Here is a 23,841-nt window from a genome sequence, read left to right on the forward strand (position 1 = left end):
TGGGGAGTCGCCATGGCCGAGGCCTACATCGTCGAAGCGGTCCGTACGCCCGTCGGGCGGCGCGGGGGAGGGCTGAGCGGGGTCCACCCGGCCGACCTCGGCGCCCATGTGCTGACGGCGCTCGTGGAGCGCTCCGGCATCGACCCGGCGGCCGTCGAGGACGTCGTCTTCGGCTGCCTGGACGCGGTCGGGCCGCAGGCCGGGGACATCGCGCGGACCTGCTGGCTGGCGGCCGGGCTGCCCGAGGAGGTGCCGGGGGTGACGGTGGACCGGCAGTGCGGTTCCTCGCAGCAGGCCGTGCACTTCGCGGCACAGGCCGTCAAGTCCGGCACGCAGGACCTGGTGGTCGCGGGCGGCGTGCAGAACATGTCGCAGATCCCCATCGCCTTCGCCTCCCGGCAGGCGGCCCTGCCGCTGGGCCTGACCGAGGGCCCCTTCGCGGGCAGCGAGGGCTGGCGGGCGCGGTACGGGCAGCAGCCGGTGAACCAGTTCGCCGGCGCCGAGATGATCGCCGCCAAGTGGGGGATCAGCAGGCAGGCGCAGGAGGAGTTCGCCCTGCGGTCGCACGCGCGCGCGGTGCGGGCCATCGACGAGGGACGCTTCGCGCGGGAGACCGTGCCCTACGAGGACGTCACGGTCGACGAGGGGCCGCGGCGGGACACCTCACCGGAGAAGATGGCCGCGCTGAAGCCGGTCCTCGACGGCGGCACCATCACCGCCGCCTGCTCCTCGCAGGTCTCCGACGGCGCGGCGGCGATGCTGCTCGCCTCCGAGCGGGCCGTACGGGCGCACGGGCTGACGCCACGCGCGCGCGTGCACCACCTCTCCGTGCGCGGCGAGGACCCCATCCGCATGCTGACGGCCCCCATCCCGGCCACCGCGCACGCCCTGAAGAAGACCGGCCTGTCCCTCGGCGACATCGACCTCGTCGAGATCAACGAGGCCTTCGCGCCGGTCGTCCTGGCCTGGCTGAAGGAGACCGGCGCCGACCCGGACAGGGTCAACGTCAACGGCGGCGCCATCGCCCTCGGCCACCCCCTGGGCGCCACCGGCGTCAAGCTGATGACGACCCTGCTGCACGAACTGGAGCGCACCGGCGGCCGGTTCGGCCTGCAGACGATGTGCGAGGGCGGGGGGCAGGCCAACGTGACGATCATCGAGAGGCTGTGAGACTCACCGAGGGGCGGCGGTGAGCCTCTCCCGTGTCCCGTCCGCCTCCTTCATGATCCGCTCCACCAGCTCCGCGCACGACGGCAGGTCGTCGATCACCCCGGCGACCTGCCCGGACGCCATCACCCCCAGATCCGTCCGCCCGTCCACCATCGACGCCTTCAGCAGCATCGGTGTGTTCGCGGCCAGCAGGACCTGGCTCCAGGTCAGGTCCTTGCCGTGCCTGAGTGCCCGTCCGTCGCTCAGCATCCGGCGCCAGGAGGTACCGGACAGCTGCCGGAAGCCCGCCGCCCTCCGCACCGCCCGCGCCAGGGCCCTGAGGCGGCCGGAGCGCTCCAGCGACTCGACCAGTTCCGTACGCAGCATGCGGTGCGGCAGCCCGTCCACCGCCGTCGTCACCGTCACGTCCTTCACCGTCGCCGCCAGATACCGTGCCTTCACCGCGTCCGGCACCGTCGAGTCCGAGGTCAGCAGGAAACGCGTGCCCATGGCGATGCCCGCCGCCCCGTACGCCAGCGCGGCGACCAGGCCCCGCCCGTCGAAGAAGCCGCCCGCCGCCACCACCGGGATCCGCACCGCGTCCACCACCTGCGGCAGCAACACCGTCGTCGCCACCTCACCGGTGTGCCCGCCGCCCTCCGCGCCCTGCACGATCACCGCGTCCGCGCCCCAGGCCGCGACCTTCTCGGCATGGCGCCGCGCCCCGACGGTCGGGACGACGACCACGCCCGCCTCCTTCAGCTCCGCTACCAGCCCGGGGGAGGGGGCGAGGGCGAAGGAGGCGACCCGGACGCCCTCCTCGATGACGATCCGCACCCGGTCGGCGGCGTCCGAGGCGTCGGCGCGCAGATTCACCCCGAACGGCGCGTCCGTACGGGACCGCACCTCCCGTATCGCCTCCCGCAGCCGGTCCGGCGTCATGGTCGCGGAGGCCAGGATGCCCAGCGCACCGGCGTTCGCCGTCGCCGAGACCAGGCGCGGACCGGCCACCCAGCCCATGCCGGTCTGCACGATCGGATGCCGGATGCCGACCAGCCGGGTGAACGCGGTCTCCATCAGTGCCCGACCTCCCCGGCCCGGCTGTCGCCCGGATCGAGGACCTCGCGGATCAGCCGCAGCTCGGCCTGCGTCGGCTCGCGCGTGAAGGGCACCTCGTCCGGCACGGTGAGGGCGAACCCGGTGGCTTCCGTGACCTGCTCCACCGTGACGCCCGGGTGCAGCGAGGCCAGCCGCATCGAGCGGTCGGGGGTGGCGAAGTCGAAGACGCCGAGGTCGGAGACGACACGCGGGATGCGGTGGTGACGGGCGTCGGCCGCGTGGTCGTACCCGACGCCGCACACCATGTCGACCTGCTCCACGAACACCCGGCGGGAGTGCCGTGGGATCCAGTAGCTGGTCGGGTTGTTGAGTGTGTTGACCGGCGCTCCCCGCACCCCGAGCAGCTGCCGGGTGGGCCTCGCCCAGTCGCCGATGCAGGAGATGTTCTGGTTGCCGTACCGGTCGATCTGGCTCGCGCCCATCATCACGTGCCGGCGGCCGCCGGCGACCAGGGCGAGGTGCTGCCGGTAGGGCAGCCAGCCCTCGACCGTGCCGTCGTCGCCCACCAGCATCGCCTCCCCGTCGGTCAGCAGCAGCTCCGGCGAGAAGGTGCGCCGGGCGAGGCGGGCCCCGAGGGAGGGGATCAGGCCCATCGGGCTCGCCAGGATCTCACCGGCGTCGCGCCAGGCCTCGGCGCAGGCGATCACGCAGTACTCGGCGCGGGTGACGCCCTTCACCTCGCCTCCCGCACAGCCGACTGGTACGCCTGCTCGTCACCGCCGAGGAACCGCGCCGCGAACTCGGGCCAGCCAGTGGTCGCGTACGTCCTCTGGAACGCTTCGTCCCGGCCGTAGTCGGGCGCGCAGGACGTGAAGTGCGCGCCGTTCGGTGCCTCGATGACACCCGTCACCGTGTGGCGCTTGATCAGCAGCGTCTGCGGCGCCGCCTCCTCGGTCAACTCGGCCGTGTCCACGATCCGCTCGCAGGAGACGTAAGCGGTGTCGGCCGCCGCGCAGAACAGGTCGTCGAAGTACGGGTCCGGACCCAGGTACTGCCCGTTGCCCCGCCGATCGGCGCGGTTGACGTGCACCAGGGCCGCGTCCAGGCGCAGCGCGGGCATCGCCACGAACGTCTCCCCGTCCTCGTACGGCGAGGTCACCGTGCGCAGCCCCGGGTTGACCCGCATCACGTCCGAGCCGATCCCGGCCCGCACGGGCAGGAACGGCAGCCGGTTCGCGGCCGCGTGCAGCCCCCACAGGAACATCGCCTCGTCGATCTCGGTCAGCTCGAAGGCGGCGTGCTCGCGGGCCGTGCGGTAGTGCGGTTCCAGCGGGATCGAGTCGAGGGTGACGAAGGCCGTGACCAGTTTCCGGATCCGTCCGGCCGCCGCGAGCATGCCGACGTCCGGGCCGCCGCACGAGACGACGGTGAGATCGGTGATCGGGGACCGGAGCAGCGCTCTGACCAGGGCCATCGGTTTGCGGCGCGAACCCCAGCCGCCGATGCCGACCGTCATCCCGCCGCGCAGCCGTGAGACGGCCTCGTCGGCGGTCATCGTCTTGTCACTCACCTAGGTGCCCTCCTTGCCGAAGGTGGCGCGGACGCGGTCGGCCACGCCGCTCGCGCCCGCCTCGTAGGTGAAGCCCTGTTCGAAGCGGTAGCTGCGGCGCACGTCGACCGGGTCGATGCCGTTGATCGCGGCCTTGGCCAGCCGCAGCAGCTGTCCGTCCTTCGCCGCGATCTCCCGGGCCAACTCCAGGGCAGCCGCCCGCAGTTCGGCGCGCGGCACCACCCGCCACACCGAACCGTGCCCGTGCAGCTCGGCCGCGCTCGCCGTGCGCGCGGTGTAGTACAGGGCGCGCATCAGGTGCTGCGGGACCAGCCGGGCCAGGTGGGTGGCCGCGCCCAGCGCTCCCCGGTCCAGCTCCGGCAGCCCGAACACCGCGTCCTCGCTCGCCACGATCGCGTCCGCGTTGCCCACCAGCCCGATGCCGCCGCCCAGACAGAAGCCCTGCACCGCCGCCACGACCGGGACCTCGCACTCGTACACCGCCGCGAAGGCCTCCGCACAGCCGCGGTTGGCGCCGAGCAGGGCGCTCGCCCCGTCCGCCTGGATCTCCTTGATGTCCACGCCCGCATTGAAGCCCCGCCCCTCGGCGGCCAGCACCACACACCGCACCCCGGTGTCACGGCCCGCCCCGCGCACCGCGTCGGCGAGGGCGAACCAGCCGCGCACCGGCAGGGCGTTCACCGGCGGGAAGTCAACGGTGATGACGGAAATCCCCTTTTCGGGGGACAAGGTGGAGACACCCATGGCCCGCATCGGCTACCTTTCCACCAAACGTTTGTTAGGTGGAAGGTAGCAGCGAATGGAGCTGGACGGGAAGGTCGCCGTCGTCACCGGCGGCACGCGCGGCGTCGGCGCCGGCATCGCGCGTGCCTTCGTGGAGGCGGGCGCCGAGGTCGTGGTCTGTGCCCGCCGGCCGCCTCAGGTCCCGGTGCCGAAGACCGAGTTCGTGCCGCTCGACGTCCGCGACGGCGACGCCGTGCGGCGCTTCTTCACCGCCCTGCCCCGGCTGGACGTCCTGGTCAACAACGCGGGCGGCGCCCCCCACCGCCTCCTCGCACAGGCCGACACCGAGCGGCACGTACGCGTCCTGGAGCTCAACCTCGTCGCCCCGCTGACCGTGTCCCTCGCCGCCTACGACCACCTCAGACGCGCCAAGGGCTCCATCGTGATGATCGGCAGCGTCAGCGGCAGCCGCCCCTCGCCCGGCACCGCCGCCTACGGCGCGGCCAAGGCGGGCCTGGAGAGCCTCGCCCGGTCGATGGCCGTCGAATGGGCGCCGGACGTCCGCGTCAACACCCTCGTCGTCGGCATGGTCCGCACCGAGCTGTCCCACCTCCACTACGGCGACGAGGCCGGCATCGCCGCCGTCTCCCGCACCGTCCCGCTCGGCCGCCTCGCCGAGCCGTCCGACGTCGGCGCGGCGGCGGTGTTCCTCGCCTCCGACGCCGCCGCCTACATCAGCGGGGCCGGCCTGCTCGTCCACGGGGGCGGGGAGCGGCCGGCGTTCCTGGACGCGGCAACCGCACAAGGAGCGGTGACATGAGCGGAATCTGCGACGGACGGGTCGTCGTCGTCACCGGCGCGGGCCGCGGACTCGGCCGCGCCCACGCGCTCGCGTTCGCCGCCGAGGGCGCCCGGCTCGTCGTCAACGACCTCGGCGTCGGCCTCGACGGCACCCCCGCCGCCGACAGCCCCGCCGGCCAGGTGGCCGAGGAGATCCGCGCGGCCGGCGGCCAGGCCGTCGCCCACGGCGGCGACATCGCCACCACCGAGGGCGCCGCCTCCCTGATCCACACCGCCCTGGAGACGTACGGCCGCCTCGACACCCTCGTCAACAACGCCGGGTTCCTGCGCGACCGGATGCTGGTCAACCTCGACGAGGACGACTGGGACGCCGTCGTACGCGTCCACCTCAAGGGCCACTTCCTGCCCCTCAGACACGCCGCAGCACACTGGCGCGCCGAGGCCAAGGCGGGCCGTACCCCCGTCGCCCGCATCGTCAACACCAGCAGCGGAGCCGGCCTCCTGGGCTCCGTCGGGCAGGGCAACTACAGCGCCGCGAAGGCCGGGATCATCGGCCTCACCCTGGTCGCGGCGGCCGAACTGGGCCGCTACGGCATCCAGGTCAACGCCATCGCACCCGCCGCCCGCACCCGGATGACGCAGCACACCTTCGCCGACACCATGACGGCCCCCGCATCCGGCTTCGACGCCATGTCCCCGGACAACGTCTCCCCACTGGTGGTCTGGCTGGGCTCCGCCGCGAGCGCCGGCGTCACGGGCCGGGTCTTCGAAACCGAGGGCGGCCGCATCACGGTCATGGAGGGCTGGAGAGCAGGGCCCACCGCCGACAAGGGGGCGCGATGGACACCGGCCGAGGCAGGGGAGACGGCACGGAGGCTGCTGGGGGAGGCGCAAGCGCCGGGAGCCGTTTATGGAGCGTAGGGGCCGGGGGACGTTCATGGAGCGTAGAGCAGGACATTTCCAGCTCGTCCGGCGTTCGGGGATCAACCTACGTGTCACACTCCAGCACCGTCCGGCACAGCGCACACCGCGCCCGTACCCTCCCCCGCACCGGCACCCTGATCCGCTGATGACAGGTCGGGCAAGGGAACGACACCCGAAGCGGGCCGTGCCCGTCGGGAGTGAACGAGTACGGCACGCCCGACAGGGCGGCGGGGGCGTGATCGGTCTGGGCATGGCGGCGGTCCCGCGCATAGCGGCGCCGCCCCGCCCAGCCCGCCGCCGTCAGCGGAGGCTGCTGCTCGTCCAGACGGGCCCGCGCCCTGCCCTTGACGTACGCCGTGTAGGCCTGCGGACTGGTGAACCACACCGACGGATCCTCGCCGAACAGCACCGCCCGCTTCGCCAGGACGTAACCGAACTCCTCCGGCGTGAGATACCCCAGCTTCTGCGACGACGCCCCGTCCTCCCGGTACGCGTCCAGCAGCAGCCACCCCGCCCCCAGATACGTCGCCGCCGTGTCCGTCAGGATCTCGTTGTCGCGGGTGCCCTGGAAGGACAGGCCGAGACGATGCAGATACACGTGCATCACCTCATGGGCGAGGGCCGCGCCGATGTCCCGCCGATGCGTACGGAACCGGTCGTTCAGCTCCACGAAGTACTCGGGACCGGCCGCCAGTTCGACGTTCGCCGCATGCCGCATCTCACGGAAGCTGACGATCAGCCGCGCATCCGGCAGGCGGTAGTGCCGCACCAGCTCACGGGCCACCCGCTGCGCCCCCAGATACAGATCATCGGTATCGCAGAACGCCACGTCGGCAGGGGCCACACTCGCCGAGAACGTCTGGATCGTGTCGCACGACAGCCGTCGGTACAGCGCGGTGATGGCCGCCCGCACCGTCTCCAGATGTGGGAAGCCGTGCTCGACCGGACCGCCGTTCGCCACGCCTGAACCCCCACGACGCCTGAACCCGACTCCCACTCTACGGGCATCTGGGCGGATTTTCCCTGATGGGGATGGACGATCGAACACGCCCGCCCCGTAGGCTGAACCCCCATGACCACCAGCAACACCGGTACCGGTGACGTCGACCCCGCCGTCCGCGAGGAGCTCGCCCGGCTGCGGGACAGCATCGACAACATCGACGCGGCCGTCGTCCACATGCTCGCCGAGCGCTTCAAGTGCACCCAGCAGGTCGGCCACCTCAAGGCCCGCCACCGGCTGCCGCCCGCCGACCCGGCCCGCGAGGCGAAGCAGATCGCCCGCCTGCGCGCCCTCGCGGAGAGCGCCAAACTCGACCCCGCGTTCGCCGAGAAATTCCTCAACTTCATCATCGGCGAGGTGATCCGCCACCACGAACGCATCGCGGAGGACGCCGTGCACGGCACGGCCCCCACCCCCAACTGAAGCGACGCGGAGGCGTGCACAGGGCATGCCGGGCACTGTGTACGCCTCGCCAGCAGGCGAGCACTCTCCGGTACCGGCCCACGCGCGCGTGCCCCCGCAGCACCACACCCGCCGAGCAGGCAGCGCAGGCGCAGCACCGGACATAGGCCGCGTACCGATCCGCCTCTGTGCGCTGCCGACACCATCAGGCAGCATGTCCTGCATGTCCGTACTGACGCGCGACGAAGCGCAGCTCCGAGCCCGGCTCCTCGACGTCCACCACTACGCGATCGCACTCGATCTGACAGTCGGGGACGAGACCTTCGACTCCCGCACCGTCATCCGGTTCACCGTCCGCGGGGACCAGGACGCCACGGACACCTTCGTCGAGGTCAAGCCCGCCCAGCTGCGCTCCGCCACCCTCGACGGACAGCCCCTCGACCCCGAAACCCTCGACGAGAACCGGCTGCCGCTGAAGAACCTCACCCCCGGCGAACACGAACTGCGCGTCGACGCCGCCATGCGCTACTCCCGCACCGGCGAGGGCATGCACCGCTTCACCGACCCCACCGACGGCGAAACCTACGTCTACACCCAGCTGTTCATGGACGACGTCCAGCGCGTCTTCCCCGCCTTCGACCAGCCCGACCTCAAGGCCGTCTTCGACCTCACCGTCAAGGCCCCCCAAGGCTGGACCGTCCTCGCCAACGGCATCACCGAACACACCGACGGCGTATGGAAGGCGGCCACCACCCCGCTGATCTCCACCTACCTCGTCGCCGTCGCCGCCGGCCCCTGGCACTCCGTGCGCACCGAACACCGAGGCCTGCCCTTCGGCATCCACTGCCGCCGCTCGCTGGCCCCCTACCTCGACGCCGACGCCGACGAGATCCTCGACGTCACCCGCGGCTGCTTCGACCGCTACCACGAGAAGTTCGAGGAGCCCTACCCCTTCGACTCCTACGACCAGGCGTTCGTCCCCGAGTTCAACGCCGGCGCCATGGAGAACCCCGGCCTCGTCACCTTCCGCGACGAGTTCGTCTACCGCTCCGCCGTCACCGACACCGAACGCCAGACCCGCGCCATGGTCATCGCCCACGAGATGGCCCACATGTGGTTCGGCGACCTCGTCACCCTCAAGTGGTGGGACGACATCTGGCTGAACGAGTCCTTCGCCGAGTACATGGGCTACCAGACCACCGCCGAAGCCACCCGCTTCACCGACACCTGGACCGACTTCGGCGTCTCCCGCAAAGCCTGGGGCTACGACGCCGACCAGCGCCCCTCCACCCACCCCGTCGCACCCGAAGCCGTCCCCGACACCGCCTCCGCACTGCTGAACTTCGACGGCATCTCCTACGCCAAGGGCGCCTCCGCCCTACGGCAACTGGTGACCTGGCTCGGCGAGAAGGACTTCCTCGCCGGCATCAACACCCACTTCGCCCGCCACAAGTTCGCCAACGCCACCCTCGCCGACTTCATCGACTCCCTCGCCGCCGCCACCGAACGCGACGTCCACGCCTGGGCCGACAGCTGGCTGCGCACCACCGGCGTCGACACCCTCACCCCCCACGTCACCCCCGCAGAAGGCGGCACCTGCACCCTCACCGTCGCCCACACCGGCAGCCGCCCCCACCGCATCGCCGCCGGCGTGTACGACCAGGACCTCACCGACGAAGGCCGCCTCACCCTGCGCACCCGCCTCGACCTCGACATCCCCGCCACCGACCCCCTGCCCATCGGCAAGCGCCCCGCCCTGCTCCTCCTCAACGACGGCGACCTCACCTACGCCAAGGTCCGCTTCGACCCCGCCTCCTTCGAAGCCGTCCGCACCAGCCTGTCCGGCCTGCCCGAGCCGCTCACCCGCGCCGTCGTCTGGAACGCCCTCAGGGACGCCGTACGCGACGGCGAACTGGCGCCCACCGCCCACCTGGAAACCGCCCGCGCCCACCTCCCGCACGAAACCGACCTCGCCCTCGTCCAGGGCGTCCTCGCCTTCGCCACCACCCAGATCGCCGACCGCTACGTCACCCCCGAACAGCGGCCCGCCGCCCTCGCCACCCTCTCCGCCCTGTGCCGCGACCTCATCCGCCGCACCGAGGACGGCGACCACCCCGGGCTCCGTCTGATCGCCGTACGCCACTTCATCGACGTCGCCGCCCACCCCGACACCATCGCCGCCTGGCTCGCCGACGGCACCGTCCCCGGCGGCCCCGAACTCGACCCCGAACTGCGCTGGCGCATCATGGCCCGCCTCGCCGTCCTCGGCGCCACCGACGAAACCGCCATCGCCGCCGAACTCGACCGCGACCCCAGCGCCACCGGCCAGGAAGGCGCCGCCCGCTGCCGCGCCGCCCTGCCCGACCCGGACGCGAAAGCCAAGGCCTGGGAGGCGATGTTCGCCCGCGACGACCTCTCCAACTACCTCTTCAACGCCACCGCCCAAGGCTTCTGGCAGCCCGAACAGGCCGACCTCGTACAGGACTACGTGCCCCGCTACTACCAGGACGCCGTCGCCCTGGCCGCCCGCCGCGGCCCCGCCATCGGCGAAGCCGCCGGCCGCTACGCCTTCCCCGCCCACGCCGTCGACACCGACACCCTGCGCCTCGGCGAGGAATGCCTCCGCGACGCCGACCCCCTCCCCGCCCTGCGCCGCAAGCTCGTCGACCAACTCGACGACCTCGCACGGGCGTTGCGGATCAGGGAGGCGTAGGTCCCAAGACGTAGGCGGCCACTGGTACCTGACGACGATGCGGCACGCTGATCGTCCTTCCTAGGCTCGGGGAGCCCAAGGACGATCAGCCCCGCTCCCAGGAGGACACCCGTGATCGCAGTGACCGGCCCCACCGGCAACGTCGGCCGCGCCCTCGTCGCACGTCTCACAGCCGCAGGTCACCCCGTACGAGCCCTCACCCGCGACCCGGGACGCGCCCAGCTGCCCGCCGGAGCGGAAGCCGTACGGCTCCGGCTCGACGAACCCGAAGCCCTGTTCAAGGGCACGACCCAACTGTTCCTCTACATCCAGGCCGGCGGCGACCAGACCCCCGCACTCCTCGAAGCGGCCCGCGCCGCCGGAGTACGGCACGTCGTGCTGCTGTCCTCCGGAATCATCGGCTCAGGCGCCGACGAGACCCACCCCATCCACGTCATGCACGCCACCGCCGAACAGCACATCCGCGACAGCGGCCTCACCTGGACCTTCCTGCGCCCGAACGCCTTCGCCGCCAACGCCCTGCAGTGGGCCCCGCAGATACGCTCCGGCAACACCGTCCGCGGCGTCTTCGCCGACGGACAGTCCGCCCCCATCCACGAGGACGACATCGCCGCCGTCGCCGAACGCGCCCTCCTCGACGACGGCCACGAGGGCGCCGTCCACCGCCTCACCGGGCCCGAGGCCACCACCAACGCCGAACAGGTCACCGCCATCGGGCAGGCCATCGGCCGCGACCTGCGCTTCACCGAAGTCTCACCCGACGAGGCGGGCCCCGAACTCTTCCCGCACGTCCCGCCGCACATGGTCCAGACCCTGCTGAAGACCTTCGCCGCGACCGTCGGCGTCGCCCCGGAGATCACCACCACCGTCGAGCAGATCACCGGCAACCCGGCCCGCCCGTTCACCCAATGGGCGAGGGACCACGCCGACGACTTCCGGGGCTGAACCGGGGCCGAACCGGGGCTGAACCGAAGGTGAGACAGGGCCGGGCCGAAGGCTGAGCCGGAGCCACCAAGCCCGCCCTTACCCCCTTTCGGGTCTGATCACCGGACTTTCAGGGCGCGAGCAGGCATCCCTCTACAAGCTGGAACCCTCCCCAGCGGACCCCCCTGCCCCGCGCCCAGGAGGCCCCATGCCCAGCCCACCGCCCCTCGCCTCAGGCCCCCAAGGCCCCCACGCCCTCAGACCGTTGCTGCACACCGTGCTCGACGCACTGCACACCGGCACCCATTCCCGCGGCGGCCCACTCCCCACCGGCGGACCCCAAGCCGTCACCGCACGCGTACGCGACGCCGTCGGGGACGTCCTGCCCGACCAGGGCGACCCCGACGCCCTCCGCGCGCTCGTCCACGCCCTCGCCGAAGGCGCCGCCGACCCCGCACACCCCCTGTGCGCCGCCCACCTGCACTGCCCGCCCCTCGCCGTAGCCACCGCCGCCGACCTCGCCGCCGGCGCCCTCAACCCCTCCCTCGACTCCTGGGACCAGGCCCCGGCGGCATCCGCACTCGAAACACTCGTCACCAGAACCCTCGCCGCCGAGATCTACGGCCGCGCACAGACCGGCACACCACCCGCCGGCCCCCCGACGCCGGCGGCGGACGCCCTCGTCACCACCGGCGGCACCGAGTCCAACCAACTCGCCCTGCTCCTCGCCCGCGAGACACACGGCGGGCACATCCAGCTGGTGTGCGGCGCCAACGCACACCACTCCCTGCCCCGCGCCGCCTGGCTGCTCGGCCTGCCCGACCCCGTCATCGTGCCCGCCCCCGCCGGCACCCTCGACCCCGCCGCCCTCGACGAAGCCCTCACCACCCTCCCCGGCCCCCTCCTCGTCGCCGCCACCGCCGGCACCACCGACGCCGGACTCATCGACCCACTGCCCGACATCGCCGCCCTGTGCGCCGCCCACCGCGCCCGACTCCACATCGACGCCGCCTACGGCGGAGGCCTCCTCTTCAGCGACCGCCACCGCCACCGGCTCACCGGGCTCACAGCCGCCCACACCGTCACCCTCGACCTGCACAAACTCGGCTGGCAGCCCATCGCCGCAAGCCTCCTCGCCGTCAAACACCCCCACGACCTCAGGGCCCTGCACCAACACGCCGACTACCTCAGCGCCGACGACGACACCGACGCCGGCCTCCCCCACCTCCTCGGCCGCTCCCTGCGCACCACCCGCCGCCCCGACATCCTCAAGATCGCCGTCACCCTCAAGACCCTCGGCCGCACCGGCCTAGGCGCCCTCGTCGACCAGGTCTGCGACCACGCCCACACACTCGCAACCCTCATCGACGACCACCCCGCCTTCGAACTCCACGACCGGCCCACCATCAGCACGGTCCTCTTCCGGCCCACCGGCGTCACCGACGAAACCGTCGCCGCCGTACGCAGAACACTCCTCACCGACGGCCGCGCCGTCCTCGGCCGCGCCCGACTCGACGGCCGTCTCTGGCTCAAAGCCACCCTCCTCAACCCCCACACCCGGCCCGACGACCTGACCGGGCTGCTGAAACTCGTGGAAGGAACCACCCACCGATGACCAACCCCCCACCCCACGAGCCCGACGCACCCCGCGACCTCGTCGGCATCGGTATCGGACCCTTCAACCTCTCCCTCGCCGCACTCGCCGACCCCCTCACCGCACTCGACACCGCCTTCTACGAACAGCGCCCCACCTTCGCCTGGCACCCCGGCCTGCTCATCGACGGCACCACCATCCAGGTCCCCTTCCTCGCCGACCTGGTCACCCTCGCCGACCCCGCCAGCCCCTGGACCTTCCTCAACTACCTCAAAACCCGCGAACGCCTCTTCCCCTTCTACATCGCCGAACGCTTCCACATCCAACGCGCCGAATACGACGCCTACTGCCGCTGGGTCGCCGACAACCTCCCCGGACTCCACTTCGGCCACCAGGTCGACGCCGTCCGCTGGAACCCCGAACGCGACCTCTTCGAAGTCGACCACACCCGACTCGCCCCCGACGGAGAAGCCGAAGCCCTCGGCCGCACCTACACCAGGAACGTCGTCCTGGGGATCGGCACCGAACCCCACATCCCCGACCCCCTCAAACCCCTCGTCGAAGCCCCCGGCGTCCCCGTCATCCACGCCACCGACTACCTCCGGCACCGCGACACCATCCTCACCGCCGACCACATCACCGTCGTCGGCACCGGACAGTCCGGCGCCGAGATCTTCCTCGACCTGCTCCGCCACCGCCCCGCCGGCCGGGAAAAACTCCACTGGCTCGGCCGCACCCAAGCCTTCGCGCCCATGGAGTACTCCAAGCTCGGCCTCGAACACTTCACCCCCGACCACACCCGCTACTTCCACGCCCTCGCCGAACCCGTCCGCGACCGCCTCGTCACCTCACAGTGGCAACTCCACAAAGGCATCGACGCCCACACCATCGCCGCCATCCACGACGAGCTCTACCGCCGCACCCTCCACGGCGGCTGGCCCACCGCCACCCTCACCCCCGGCGTCCACGTACGCACCGCCGGCCGCGTCGCCACCACCAAAGTCGAACTCCACCTCGAACACACCCAGCAGAACACCCGCTCCCGCCTCACCACCGACGCCGTCGTCCTCGCCACCGGCTACCGCGAACGCCCCCTCGACCGCATCCTCGCCGGCCTCGACCCCTACCTCCGCCGCGACAACAACGAACGCCCCCGCGTCGACGAACACTTCCGCCTCGAACTCGACCCCGCCATCACCGCATCCGGCCACCACGTCTACGTCCAGAACGCCGAAACCCACACCCACGGCATCGGCACCCCCGACCTCGGCCTCGCGGCCTGGCGCAGCGCCACCATCCTCAACACCATCACCGGCAAAGAGCCCTACCCACTCCCCACCCGCACCGCCTTCACCACCTTCGGCCTCGAACCACCCCAGCCACAGATCCCGCCCACCCGTCGGCCGAAAACCCTGACACCCCTGGCAGACGGGATCTGAAGCCTCCCCGAAACCGATCAGAACACCGGCGTGCCCTCCCGCGTCAGCCTCCAGCCCACCGACGCGAAGTCCTTCGGATCCAGCACACCCTTCGCGGTCACCCACTCCGCGATCCGCGTACGGATCTCCGTCGACTCCGACCACAGCTCCTTCGCCGACGCCACATGCGGGAACGCACCCCCACCGTTCGCCCGGTAGTTGTTCACCGCCAGCACGAACTCCCGCGCATCGTCCAGCAAGGCCCCGTCATAGGCGAGATTCCTGATCCGCGACCCGGCCGGCTGGGCGATGTCGATGTCGTACGTCAACCCCGACACATAGTCGTAGTTGTAGTCCGGACGGCCACCCGCATTCGTCAACTTCTCCACGTCGACCGCCGCACCGGCCGCCGTCTGCACGAAATACTCCGCCGAATACTCCAGATACGCCCGCAGCTGCGCACCCGTCATCAGCTTCGCCACCAGCGTGTTGTCGTACACGTACAGGCTCGACAGATCCCGGATCGTCACCTCACCCGCCGGAATCTCCGACGTACGGGAGAACGGCGACCCCTGCGCGATCACCGGCAGCGACGCGTACTCCGTCCCCGCCAGCGCCGCCCTGACCACATCCTCCTGAACCCTCGTGATCAGATCGATGATCGGCGCGTCCTTGTACCGCGCCTCCACCGTCGTCAGCGTCTCCGTAGCCGTACCGACCACCTGGTTGACATACGCCACGACGATGTCGTGATCGTCCTTCAGCAGCTTGGTGATCCTCGGATCGTCGGCCACCGCGTTCGAGTTCCGCACCGACGCCTTCACCGACTCGACCGACCAGCGGCCCTTCTCGAAGACCAGCTCGACATCGAACAAGGACAGCCGCTCCGCATAGGCCAGCGGCTCGGACAGCACCACGGTCCGGCCGGTCTTCTCATTCGTGACCAGCAGCTCCGGGATCTCCACATGCGCGTGCCCCACCAGAATCGCGTCGATCCCCGGCACCTGCCGCGCGACATTGGCGGCCGCATTCTCGACGTACGGCAGCTGGTCACCGTACGACGACGTCCCCGACGACCCCGAATGCGCCGACACGACCACCACGTCCGCACCCATCGACCGCAGCTTCGGCACCCACTTCGCCGCCTGCTCCTCTAGCCCGGGGAACGTCAACTTCCCCTGCACATACGCCTTGTCCCAGATCGCGATCCCTGGATTCGTCAGACCGAGAACCGCCACCCTGACCGGCGGGGCGCCCTTCACATGGAACTTCTTGAAGAAGTACGGCGGGAACGCCGGCCTCAGCGTCTTCGCGTCCAGCGCGTTCGCACCCAGCAGCGGAAAGTCGCACTGCTCCTCGAACTTCCGCAGCGTCTCGATGCCGTAGTTGAACTCGTGGTTCCCGAGCGCCACCGCGTCGTACCCGATCGCGTTCATCGCCGCCGCCATCGGATGCACCGGACCACCCTCGGCGGTGATCGGATCCACCTTCGCGTAGTAGTACGTCAGCGGCGTCCCCTGGATCGTGTCACCGGCGTCCAGCAGCAGCGTGTTGTGGCGGCCCTTCTCCTCACGCACCTGGTTCACCAGCGTCGACACCCGGGCCAGCCCCTGCGCGTTGCCCGCCTTGTCGGTGTACTCCGCGTCCTTGAAGTAGTCCCAGTTGAAGATGTGCCCGTGCAGATCGGTCGTGCCCATCACGGTCAGGGAGTACCGCTTCGGTCGCCTCCCGGACCCCCCAGCCTCCGCAGCCTCGGCCGCCGGAGCCGCCGCCGTACCGGCCAACGCCACCCCGGCCGACGTCACAGCGGACTTCTTCAGGAACTTCCGGCGGTTCAAGGGCATGTCTGGTTCTCCTCGGGAAAGCCAAGAACGATCAACGCTGCGATCAACGACGAGGTCAACAACGCGCGTAGATTCTGACCCGGACATGCCGACCGGGAACAGACCCCACAGGTTTCGATCTGATGACCTACCAAACCCCCAACCAGGAAAGACATGACAGAGTGGGGCGTATGGCCTCCTCCCCCCTCGACGAACCCCAACCCGCCGTCCCCTACGGCACCCCCGACGCCCCCCGCATCGCCGTCCGCGGCGAAGCCCGCCTCGAAGTCGACCCCGAAATCGCCCGCATCGGCATCACCGTCACCGCCCGCGGCCGCGACCGCCGCACCGCCCTCGACGACCTCACCCGCCGCAACACCACCGTCCTCGACCTCGTCAAGTCCTACGGCGACGCAGTGGAACGCCTCGAAACCGGCGCCTTCTCCATCACCCCCGAGCTCAAACACGGCCGCGGCGAACGCATCCGCACCTACCACGGCACCGTCCACATCACCGCCGAACTCACCGACTTCACCGCCCTGGGCGAACTCACCACCCGACTCGCCGACCTGGAACTCACCCGAGTCGACGGCCCATGGTGGGCCCTCCGCCCCGACTCACCCGCCCACCGCCGCGCCCGCCAACAAGCGGTACGAGAAGCCGTCCAACGAGCACGGGAGTACGCCGAAGCCCTCGGCACCTCACTCTCGGCACTGGTCGAACTCGCCGACATCGGAGCGGAAGGCGCGCCACCGGCCTACCCGCAAGCCCCCGGCGGCCGCATGCGCGCCATGTCCCACGCTGCCGAAGACACGACAGCAGCACCCCTGGACCTCGAACCCCAGCGCCAACGCGTCTCCGCCCGCATCAACGCGCGGTTCACGATGGTGCCGCCCCAGCTCTAGGGAACCGCGGGGACCGCCGTGCATAAATGCGTCCAGAAATTCGAAAAGAAACCCGCCGAATGCTCATCGGAGCACCCCGCCGCACAATTCAACACTTGTCGATAACCCTTCACCAAAAGTCCGGTGAGTAGTCATGCACCACCAATTCGCTACCCACCGGTAAGCCATAGGGTCATCCTCATGCGCCGAGCAAAAATCGTCTGCACCCTGGGACCCGCCACCGACTCGTACGACCAGATCAAGGCACTGGTCGACGCCGGAATGGACGTAGCCCGCTTCAACCTCAGCCACGGCAGTTACGCCGACCACGAGGAGCGCTACCACCACGTCCGCAAGGCATCCGACGAGACCGGCCGCAGCGTAGGAATCCTCGCCGACCTTCAGGGCCCGAAGATCCGACTCGGCCGCTTCGCCGAAGGACCCGTACTCCTTGAACGCGGCGACACCTTCACCATCACCGTCGAGGACGGCGTCGAAGGCGACCGCCAGACCTGCGGCACCACCTACGAGGGCCTCGCCGAGGACGTCACCCCCGGCGAACGCATCCTCGTCGACGACGGCAAGGTCTGCCTCCAGGTCACCGAGGTCGACGGCCCCCGCGTCCACACGAAGGTCGTCGAGGGAGGCATGATCTCCGACCACAAGGGCCTGAACCTGCCCGGAGTCGCCGTCTCCGTCCCGGCCCTCTCGAAGAAGGACGAGGAAGACCTCCGCTGGGCCCTGCGCACCGGCTTCGACGTCATCGCGCTGTCCTTCGTGCGCAGCGGCCGCGACATCAAGGACGTCCACCGGATCATGGACGAGGAGGGCCGCCGCCTCCCCGTCATCGCCAAGGTCGAGAAACCGCAGGCGGTCGAGGCCATCGACGACATCGTCGCCGCCTTCGACGGCATCATGGTCGCCCGCGGCGACCTCGGCGTGGAGATGCCCCTGGAACAGGTCCCGATCGTCCAGAAGCGCGCCATCAAACTGGCCCGGCGCAACGCCAAGCCGGTGATCGTGGCGACGCAGATGCTCGACTCGATGATCGACAACTCCCGTCCGACCAGGGCCGAGGCGAGCGATGTCGCCAACGCGGTCATCGACGGCACGGACGCGGTGATGCTGTCCGGCGAGACGAGCGTCGGCAAGTACGCGGTGGAGACGGTACGGACGATGGCCCGCATCGTCGAGGCGGCGGAGGAGGACATCCTCGCCAAGGGCCTCCCGCCGCTGACCGAACGCAACAAGCCCCGCACCCAGGGCGGCGCGGTGGCGCGGGCGGCGGCGGAGATCGGCGACTTCCTCGGCGCCAAGTTCCTGGTCGCCTTCACCCAGTCGGGCGACACGGCCCGCCGCCTGTCCCGCTACCGCTCGCCGATCCCGCTCCTGGCGTTCACCCCGGAGCCGGCGACGCGGTCGCAGCTGAACCTGACGTGGGGTGTGGAGACGTTCCTCGGTCCGGGCGTCGACTCGACGGACGCGATGGTCGACCAGGTGGACGAACTGCTGCTGAAGTACGGCCGCTGCCGCAAGGGCGACATCGTGGTCATCACGGCGGGGTCGCCACCCGGGGTGTCGGGGGCGACCAACATGGTGCGGGTGCATCACATCGGGGAGGACGACAGCCCGAAGTAGCGGTGGCTGCGGGCCCCTCTTGAGGAGGGGCCCTTTTCCGTGGTCAGTGTTTGGGGCCTACGTGGAGGTCCATGAGAGCTACGGAGGCTTTGCGGGCGATGGAGATGTTGAACGGGTCGGCGCCGCGGGCGAGCGTGGTCCACTCGACGCCGACCTTGTCGAGGGCGCCGGTGAAGAGTCGTCGGATGTCGTCCGACTTGTTGGTGAAGAAGTACCGCGGGTACTCGTAGCGCTTGCGCTCACCGCCGACCAGGCGAGTGGTCCAGTTGGTGATGCGGCATCCGTCGGAATGGATGAGGCCTCGGATGAACCCCCATGGATGGGCATCGACGAGTTCCTGCTGCCAGGGCTCAAGGACAATGGCGCGCTCGTGCTTCTTGCCGGGGCCGTGCTGGGGGAAGAGGCAGTGCAAGTGTTTCGAATAGACCTTCACGTTGCGGCAGCCGGTTTTGCGGACACGGCAGACGGAGTTCTGAGGGAAGACCGCGCGCATGGCGTCTTCGCAATCGTCCATGAGCCCGGGCCACGATTCGGTGCAGCTGATCATGAGGTTGGGCACGCGGTGCTGGGAGTAGTGGCTGATGTGGCCGTCGCCGAGATAGAGGCCGAGCAAGTAGGCATAAGCAGGCTCGTCGAGCTTCCGCCCGTGGCACCGGGGGCACTCCGGGTCGTGTCTGCCGGGGCACTCGCCGCGTTTGGCCCGATCCACGTGCTTCCAGTAGCCGACCGTCCCCAGAGGAACGTTGAGCCTCCGGGCTACGTCTGCGTTCTTCGCGCCACCGCGGAGGAGGGTGAGTGCCTTCTGTCGAACCTCAGTGCCATGAAAGTGCATGCGGCCACTCTGTGCCACTGATCGTGACCCAGTGCAGCAAAAAGCGGAGGATCACGCGAACGTGATCCTCCGCTTACTTGGAGTGCCGGGTGCGGGACTCGAACCCGCACGTCCTCTCGGACAGATGTGTTTGAGACATCAGCGTCTGCCTGTTCCGCCAACCCGGCGACAGCACTGATCGGAGTGTACCCGGTGACCGGTACCGACTTCAGCTAGGTACGCTGCTTGGGAGCAGTACCGGCCTGCCCCGTAACAAGGAGCCCACGTGACCGCCCCCGAGTCGCCCCAGCCCGCAGACGTGCCCGAAGACGACAAGTCGCACGTGCCTCCGCTGACGACCCGTGTCGTCATCGCCGAGGACGAGGCCCTGATCCGGCTCGATCTGAAAGAGATGCTGGAGGAGGAGGGGTACACCGTCGTGGGCGAGGCCGGTGACGGTGAGCAGGCCGTGGAGCTGGCCCGCGAGCACCAGCCGGACCTGGTGATCCTGGACGTGAAGATGCCGAAGCTCGACGGCATCTCGGCGGCCGAGAAGATCGCCGAGGAGCGCATCGCGCCGGTGCTGATGCTGACGGCGTTCTCGCAGCGCGACCTCGTCGAGCGTGCGAGGGACGCCGGTGCCATGGCGTATCTGGTGAAGCCGTTCAGCAAGAGTGACGTCGTCCCGGCGATCGAGATGGCCGTCTCCCGCTTCACGGAGCTGAAGGAGCTGGAGAAGGAGATCGCGGATCTCACCCAGCGGCTGGAGACCCGGAAGCTGGTGGACCGGGCGAAGTCGATCCTGCAGACGGAGTACGGGCTGACGGAGCCGGCGGCGTTCCGGTGGATTCAGAAGACGTCGATGGATCGCCGGATGTCGATGCAGCAGGTCGCGGAGGCGGTCATTCAGGACGCCGAGGAGAAGAAGGCCAACAAGGGCTGAGCGACTGAGACGAGGCCCGCGTCCCCGGCCGGGGACGCGGGCCTCGCGCTGTACGGACGCAGGACTCAGTCCTCGCCGAGGTACGCCTTCCGTACGGACTCGTCGTGCAGCAGGTCCTGCCCGGTCCCGGAGAGGACGATGTTGCCGATCTCCATGACGTGTCCCTGGTCGGCGAGCGAGAGCGCGGCCTGGGCGTTCTGCTCGACGAGCAGGATCGTGGTGCCCTGGGACTTGAGCTCGGCGATGGTCGCCATGATCTTCTGCATCATGATCGGGGAGAGGCCCATGGAGGGTTCGTCGAGCATGAGCAGCTTGGGCTGGGACATGAGGGCGCGTCCCATGGCGAGCATCTGCTGCTCACCGCCGGACAGCGTTCCCGCCGCCTGCTTGCGGCGCTCTCCCAGGATGGGGAAGAGGTCGTAGGCCCGTTGGATGTCCTTCTCGATGCCGGCCTTGTCCTTGCGGAGGAACGCTCCGAGCTGGAGGTTCTCGGCGATGGTGAGGCGGGGGAAGATGTGCCGGCCCTCGGGGGAGTGGGCGAGGCCGAGGGCGACGATCTTGTGGGCGGCGACCCCGTTCAGCGGCTTGCCGTCGAAGACGATCTTCCCTGACGTCGGCTTCAGCAGTCCGGACAGGGTGCGCAGTGTGGTGGTCTTGCCGGCGCCGTTGGTGCCGATGAGGGTGACGACCTGGCCGGCTTCCACGCTGAAGGAGATGCCTTTGACGGCTTCGATCTTGCCGTAGGCGACCCGGAGGTCTTCGACCTCGAGCAGTGCGGTCACTGGGCTTCTCCCTTGGTGCTGCTGGCGGTGCTCTGTGCCGCGTCGGCGGCTGCTTCGGCGGCTTCGACCTCGGCGGCTTCCGCTTCGCCGGGGTCGCCTTCGAAGGGTTCGCCGAGGTACGCGGCGATGACGCGTTCGTCGGCCTGTACGACGTCGGAGGTGCCTTCGACGAGTTTTTCGCCCTGGACGAGGACGGCGACGCGGTCGCTGAGGTTGAAGACGAAGCGCATGTCGTGCTCGATGAGGAGGACGGCGATGCCCTTGTCGCGGATGGCGAAGACCAGCTCCTCCGTCGCCCGCGTCTCCTGGGGGTTCATGCCGGCCGTCGGCTCGTCCAGCAGCAGCAGTCCGGGCTCGCTCGCCAGTGCTCGCGCGATCTCCAGTTTGCGCTGTTCGCCGTAGGGGAGGTTGCGGGCCAGGTGGTCCCGCTTGTGGGCGAGGCCGATGAACTCCAGGAGTTCCATGGCCCGTTCTTCGCTCGCCTTTTCGGCCTTCTTGAAGCCGGGGCCGCGCAGGAGCGCCGACCACAGGCCTTCCTTGGTCCGGGTGTGGCGGCCGACGAGGACGTTCTCCAGCACGGTCATGTTGGCGAAGAGCCGGATGTTCTGGAACGTTCGGGCGATGCCCGCCTTGGTCACCAGGTGGGGTTTGGGCGGCAGAACGGTGCCCTTGTAGGAGACGGTGCCCTCGGTCGGGACGTACAGCCCGGTCAGGCAGTTGAAGAAGGTCGTCTTGCCTGCGCCGTTGGGGCCGATCAGCCCGACGATCTCGCCGGCGTTGACGGTGAAGTCGACCGAGCGGACGGCGGTGAGGCCGCCGAAGCGCATGGTGACGTTGCGGGCTTCGAGTACTGGTGTGGTCATGGTGCTCACGCCCCCGTCTTGGTGACGGCCGGTGTGTCGGTCAGCGTCGTTTGTTCTGGTACGTCGAGTTGGCCGGTCTCGTGGAATTCGAGCTGGCGGCGGCGGTTGGCGATGATGCCCTCGGGACGGAAGCGCATCAGCAGGATGAGGGCGATGCCGAACGCGAGCAGCGACTTGTCCTGGAGGAAGACGAGCTTCTCGGGGAGCAGGTAGAGCAGCGCCGCGCCGAGGAGCGGGCCGGCGACGGTGCCCATGCCGCCGAGGACGACCGCGGCGAGCAGGAACGCGGAGTTGGGCGGGGTCGATCCGGCGAACTGGTACGGGGTGGGGACGACGCTGTAGGTGACGTGGGCGCTGACGGTGCCGGCGAGGCCGGCGAGGGCGGCGCCGAGGGCGAAGGCGATGAGTTTGACGTTGAAGCCGTTGATGCCCATGGCGGTGGCGGCGGTTTCGTCTTCGCGGATGGCGATCCAGGAGCGGCCGATGCGGGAGTCGGCGGCGCGGGTGTAGACCAGGACCACGATCGCCATGATGAGGACCATCAGCAGGTAGTAGTTGGCGAAGCGGCCGAGGGTGAATCCGGCGATGTCGTGGGATTCCCCGAAGTTGAAGCCGAAGAAGTTCAGGTCGGGGATGGCGGCGATGCCGTTGGGGCCGTTGGTGACGTCGGGGCCGGATTCGCCGTCCATGTTGTTGACGGCGATGCGGAAGATCTCTCCGAAGCCGAGGGTGACGATGGCGAGGTAGTCGCCGCGCAGTCGCAGGGTGGGGGCGCCGATGAGGACGCCGAAGACCAGGGAGGCGGCGGCGCCGGCGAGGGCGGAGGCCCAGAAGGGGAACTGGACGCCGGAGACGGTGGAGAACTCGGAGCCGGAGACGAGGGCGGCGGTGTAGGCGCCGACGCCGAGGAAGGCGACGTATCCGAGGTCGAGGAGTCCGGCGAGGCCGACGACGATGTTGAGGCCGAGGGCGACGGTTCCGAAGATCAGGACGTTGACGCCGATGTTGGCGTAGTGGTCGTTGGTCTGGGTGAAGGGGAAGATGATGGCGGCGGCGAAGCCCATGGCGAGGGTGAAGCTGCGGTTGCCGGCGACCAGGTGGGAGAACCGGTCGAGGAGGCCGGCGGTGTGCAGGGCCCAGACGGCGAAGACGACGACGATGAGGTAGCCGACGAAGAGTTGGCCGTATTCGGTGTCGATGCCGTAGGTGAAGACGCCGAGGCCGACGAGGGTGACGGCGGTGATGATGGCCCGCTGGAGCCAGCCGGCGGTGGGCTCGGGTGCGGGGACGCGGTCGGGTTTGGCGATGTATGCCTTGAGGGCTTCCTTGGTGTTCTCGGCTCCGCTGTTCTCCTGTGGGAGGGCGAAGGCGCCGAGGACGGGCAGGAGGGAGGCGAGGGCGGCGATCCAGCCGCCGGGTTCGAGGTTGACGAGCCCGCCGAGTTCGACGCTGATGGCGATGATGGTGAACCAGGTGACGCCGAAGCCGCCGAGGGCGTTGAGGGCGAGGGGGGCGTTGTTGCGGGCGGGCAGGAGCCAGCCGAGGCCGCGGACGCCGTAGGAGGCGAGGGCGAACAGGGCGGTGAGGACTCCGGCGGTGAAGGTGAGCCACTGCAGGCCGCCGGGGTAGCCGTAGACGGTGAGGTCGCCGGGGAATTCGGCGGTCCAGGTCCAGGCGAGGAAGGCGGAGGCTGCGGTGGCGATGCCGCCGGTCAGGAGCAGGGCGCGGGCGGCTGCGGCGGGCAGCGGGATGAGGCCCTTGGGGGCGGGCGCGGGTGCGGGCTGCGCCGCGGGGGTCTTCTTGGTCGTCTCGGTCATGGT

At 70.0% G+C, this 23,841-nt stretch carries 21 protein-coding genes and 1 tRNA gene; 11 read left to right on the forward strand and 11 right to left on the reverse strand.

The annotated features are described in order from the left end of the window. Positions 1-12: 12 nt before the first annotated feature. Positions 13-1,170 carry an acetyl-CoA C-acetyltransferase gene (locus NW895_RS07340; RefSeq protein ID WP_289934505.1) on the forward strand — a complete coding sequence of 386 codons (1,158 nt, stop codon included), beginning with the start codon at positions 13-15 and terminating at the stop codon, positions 1,168-1,170. Between the two features lie 3 nt (positions 1,171-1,173). Here NW895_RS07340 and NW895_RS07345 read toward each other — a convergent pair whose 3' ends face one another. From NW895_RS07345 to NW895_RS07360, 4 genes are read right to left on the reverse strand one after another with little or no spacing between them, the layout of a single operon-like run. Further along, on the reverse strand, positions 1,174-2,226 hold the full coding sequence (locus tag NW895_RS07345) for a nitronate monooxygenase (protein ID WP_289934506.1): 1,053 nt from the start codon (positions 2,224-2,226) through the stop codon (positions 1,174-1,176). Next, positions 2,226-2,945: a CoA-transferase gene (locus tag NW895_RS07350; protein WP_289934507.1), complete on the reverse strand. Its 720-nt coding sequence runs from the start codon at positions 2,943-2,945 to the stop codon at positions 2,226-2,228. The genes NW895_RS07345 and NW895_RS07350 overlap by 1 nt, the downstream gene beginning before the upstream one ends. Further along, complete coding sequence (locus NW895_RS07355) at positions 2,942-3,778, reverse strand: CoA-transferase (protein ID WP_289934508.1); 837 nt, start codon at positions 3,776-3,778, stop codon at positions 2,942-2,944. Before NW895_RS07355 ends, NW895_RS07350 begins: the two co-directional genes overlap by 4 nt. Further along, complete coding sequence (locus NW895_RS07360) at positions 3,779-4,522, reverse strand: enoyl-CoA hydratase family protein (protein ID WP_289934509.1); 744 nt, start codon at positions 4,520-4,522, stop codon at positions 3,779-3,781. Between the two features lie 55 nt (positions 4,523-4,577). Between NW895_RS07360 and NW895_RS07365 the strand changes: the two genes are divergently transcribed. Next, the gene (locus NW895_RS07365; protein ID WP_289934510.1) at positions 4,578-5,321 is read left to right on the forward strand and encodes an SDR family oxidoreductase; all 744 of its coding nucleotides are present in this window, start codon (positions 4,578-4,580) and stop codon (positions 5,319-5,321) included. After that, the gene (locus NW895_RS07370) at positions 5,318-6,223 is read left to right on the forward strand and encodes an SDR family oxidoreductase (protein WP_289934511.1); all 906 of its coding nucleotides are present in this window, start codon (positions 5,318-5,320) and stop codon (positions 6,221-6,223) included. The genes NW895_RS07365 and NW895_RS07370 overlap by 4 nt, the downstream gene beginning before the upstream one ends. 67 nt (positions 6,224-6,290) lie before the next feature. Here the strand turns inward: NW895_RS07370 and NW895_RS07375 are convergent, their stop codons facing one another. Further along, positions 6,291-7,187 carry a hypothetical protein gene (locus NW895_RS07375; RefSeq protein ID WP_289934512.1) on the reverse strand — a complete coding sequence of 299 codons (897 nt, stop codon included), beginning with the start codon at positions 7,185-7,187 and terminating at the stop codon, positions 6,291-6,293. Positions 7,188-7,298: 111 nt separating this feature from the next. Here NW895_RS07375 and NW895_RS07380 point away from each other — a divergent pair, with 111 nt between their 5' ends. The 5 genes from NW895_RS07380 to NW895_RS07400 all read left to right on the forward strand — a co-directional run bounded on the left by NW895_RS07380 (position 7,299) and on the right by NW895_RS07400 (position 14,298). After that, positions 7,299-7,649, forward strand: coding sequence for a chorismate mutase (locus NW895_RS07380; RefSeq protein ID WP_289934513.1), 351 nt, complete (start codon positions 7,299-7,301; stop codon positions 7,647-7,649). A 202-nt stretch (positions 7,650-7,851) separates the two neighbouring features. After that, positions 7,852-10,341, forward strand: a complete 2,490-nt coding sequence (pepN, locus tag NW895_RS07385) for an aminopeptidase N (protein WP_289934514.1) — start codon at positions 7,852-7,854, stop codon at positions 10,339-10,341. A 111-nt stretch (positions 10,342-10,452) separates the two neighbouring features. Beyond that, a complete protein-coding gene (locus tag NW895_RS07390) occupies positions 10,453-11,286 on the forward strand; it encodes an NAD(P)H-binding protein (protein WP_289934515.1) in 834 nt (277 codons plus the stop codon). A 187-nt stretch (positions 11,287-11,473) separates the two neighbouring features. After that, on the forward strand, positions 11,474-12,880 hold the full coding sequence (locus NW895_RS07395; RefSeq protein ID WP_289934516.1) for an aminotransferase class V-fold PLP-dependent enzyme: 1,407 nt from the start codon (positions 11,474-11,476) through the stop codon (positions 12,878-12,880). Next, entirely contained in the window at positions 12,877-14,298 is a 1,422-nt protein-coding gene (locus NW895_RS07400; protein ID WP_289934517.1) for a SidA/IucD/PvdA family monooxygenase, read from the forward strand. The genes NW895_RS07395 and NW895_RS07400 overlap by 4 nt, the downstream gene beginning before the upstream one ends. A gap of 17 nt (positions 14,299-14,315) precedes the next feature. On the opposite strand, the gene NW895_RS07405 is transcribed toward NW895_RS07400, so the two are convergent. Beyond that, positions 14,316-16,121, reverse strand: a complete 1,806-nt coding sequence (locus NW895_RS07405) for a 5'-nucleotidase C-terminal domain-containing protein (RefSeq protein WP_289934518.1) — start codon at positions 16,119-16,121, stop codon at positions 14,316-14,318. A 170-nt stretch (positions 16,122-16,291) separates the two neighbouring features. Here NW895_RS07405 and NW895_RS07410 point away from each other — a divergent pair, with 170 nt between their 5' ends. Then, positions 16,292-17,005: an SIMPL domain-containing protein gene (locus NW895_RS07410; RefSeq protein WP_289934519.1), complete on the forward strand. Its 714-nt coding sequence runs from the start codon at positions 16,292-16,294 to the stop codon at positions 17,003-17,005. 180 nt (positions 17,006-17,185) lie between these two features. Then, complete coding sequence (pyk, locus tag NW895_RS07415) at positions 17,186-18,622, forward strand: pyruvate kinase (protein WP_289934520.1); 1,437 nt, start codon at positions 17,186-17,188, stop codon at positions 18,620-18,622. A gap of 43 nt (positions 18,623-18,665) precedes the next feature. Here pyk and NW895_RS07420 read toward each other — a convergent pair whose 3' ends face one another. Then, positions 18,666-19,454: a helix-turn-helix domain-containing protein gene (locus NW895_RS07420; RefSeq protein ID WP_289934521.1), complete on the reverse strand. Its 789-nt coding sequence runs from the start codon at positions 19,452-19,454 to the stop codon at positions 18,666-18,668. An 83-nt stretch (positions 19,455-19,537) separates the two neighbouring features. Next, a tRNA-Leu gene (locus NW895_RS07425) sits at positions 19,538-19,621 on the reverse strand. Between the two features lie 98 nt (positions 19,622-19,719). Between NW895_RS07425 and NW895_RS07430 the strand changes: the two genes are divergently transcribed. Then, complete coding sequence (locus tag NW895_RS07430) at positions 19,720-20,376, forward strand: response regulator (RefSeq protein ID WP_289934522.1); 657 nt, start codon at positions 19,720-19,722, stop codon at positions 20,374-20,376. Between the two features lie 65 nt (positions 20,377-20,441). Here NW895_RS07430 and NW895_RS07435 read toward each other — a convergent pair whose 3' ends face one another. The 3 genes from NW895_RS07435 to NW895_RS07445 are packed head-to-tail and all read right to left on the reverse strand — an operon-like array spanning position 20,442 to position 23,838. Continuing rightward, the gene (locus NW895_RS07435; protein WP_289934523.1) at positions 20,442-21,158 is read right to left on the reverse strand and encodes an ABC transporter ATP-binding protein; all 717 of its coding nucleotides are present in this window, start codon (positions 21,156-21,158) and stop codon (positions 20,442-20,444) included. Beyond that, the gene (locus tag NW895_RS07440; RefSeq protein WP_289934524.1) at positions 21,155-22,021 is read right to left on the reverse strand and encodes an ABC transporter ATP-binding protein; all 867 of its coding nucleotides are present in this window, start codon (positions 22,019-22,021) and stop codon (positions 21,155-21,157) included. Before NW895_RS07440 ends, NW895_RS07435 begins: the two co-directional genes overlap by 4 nt. A gap of 5 nt (positions 22,022-22,026) precedes the next feature. Then, complete coding sequence (locus NW895_RS07445; protein ID WP_289934525.1) at positions 22,027-23,838, reverse strand: branched-chain amino acid ABC transporter permease; 1,812 nt, start codon at positions 23,836-23,838, stop codon at positions 22,027-22,029. Positions 23,839-23,841 lie beyond the last annotated feature (3 nt).

Origin of the sequence: Streptomyces sp. S.PNR 29, assembly GCF_030386795.1 — a bacterium.
Classification (GTDB): domain Bacteria; phylum Actinomycetota; class Actinomycetes; order Streptomycetales; family Streptomycetaceae; genus Streptomyces.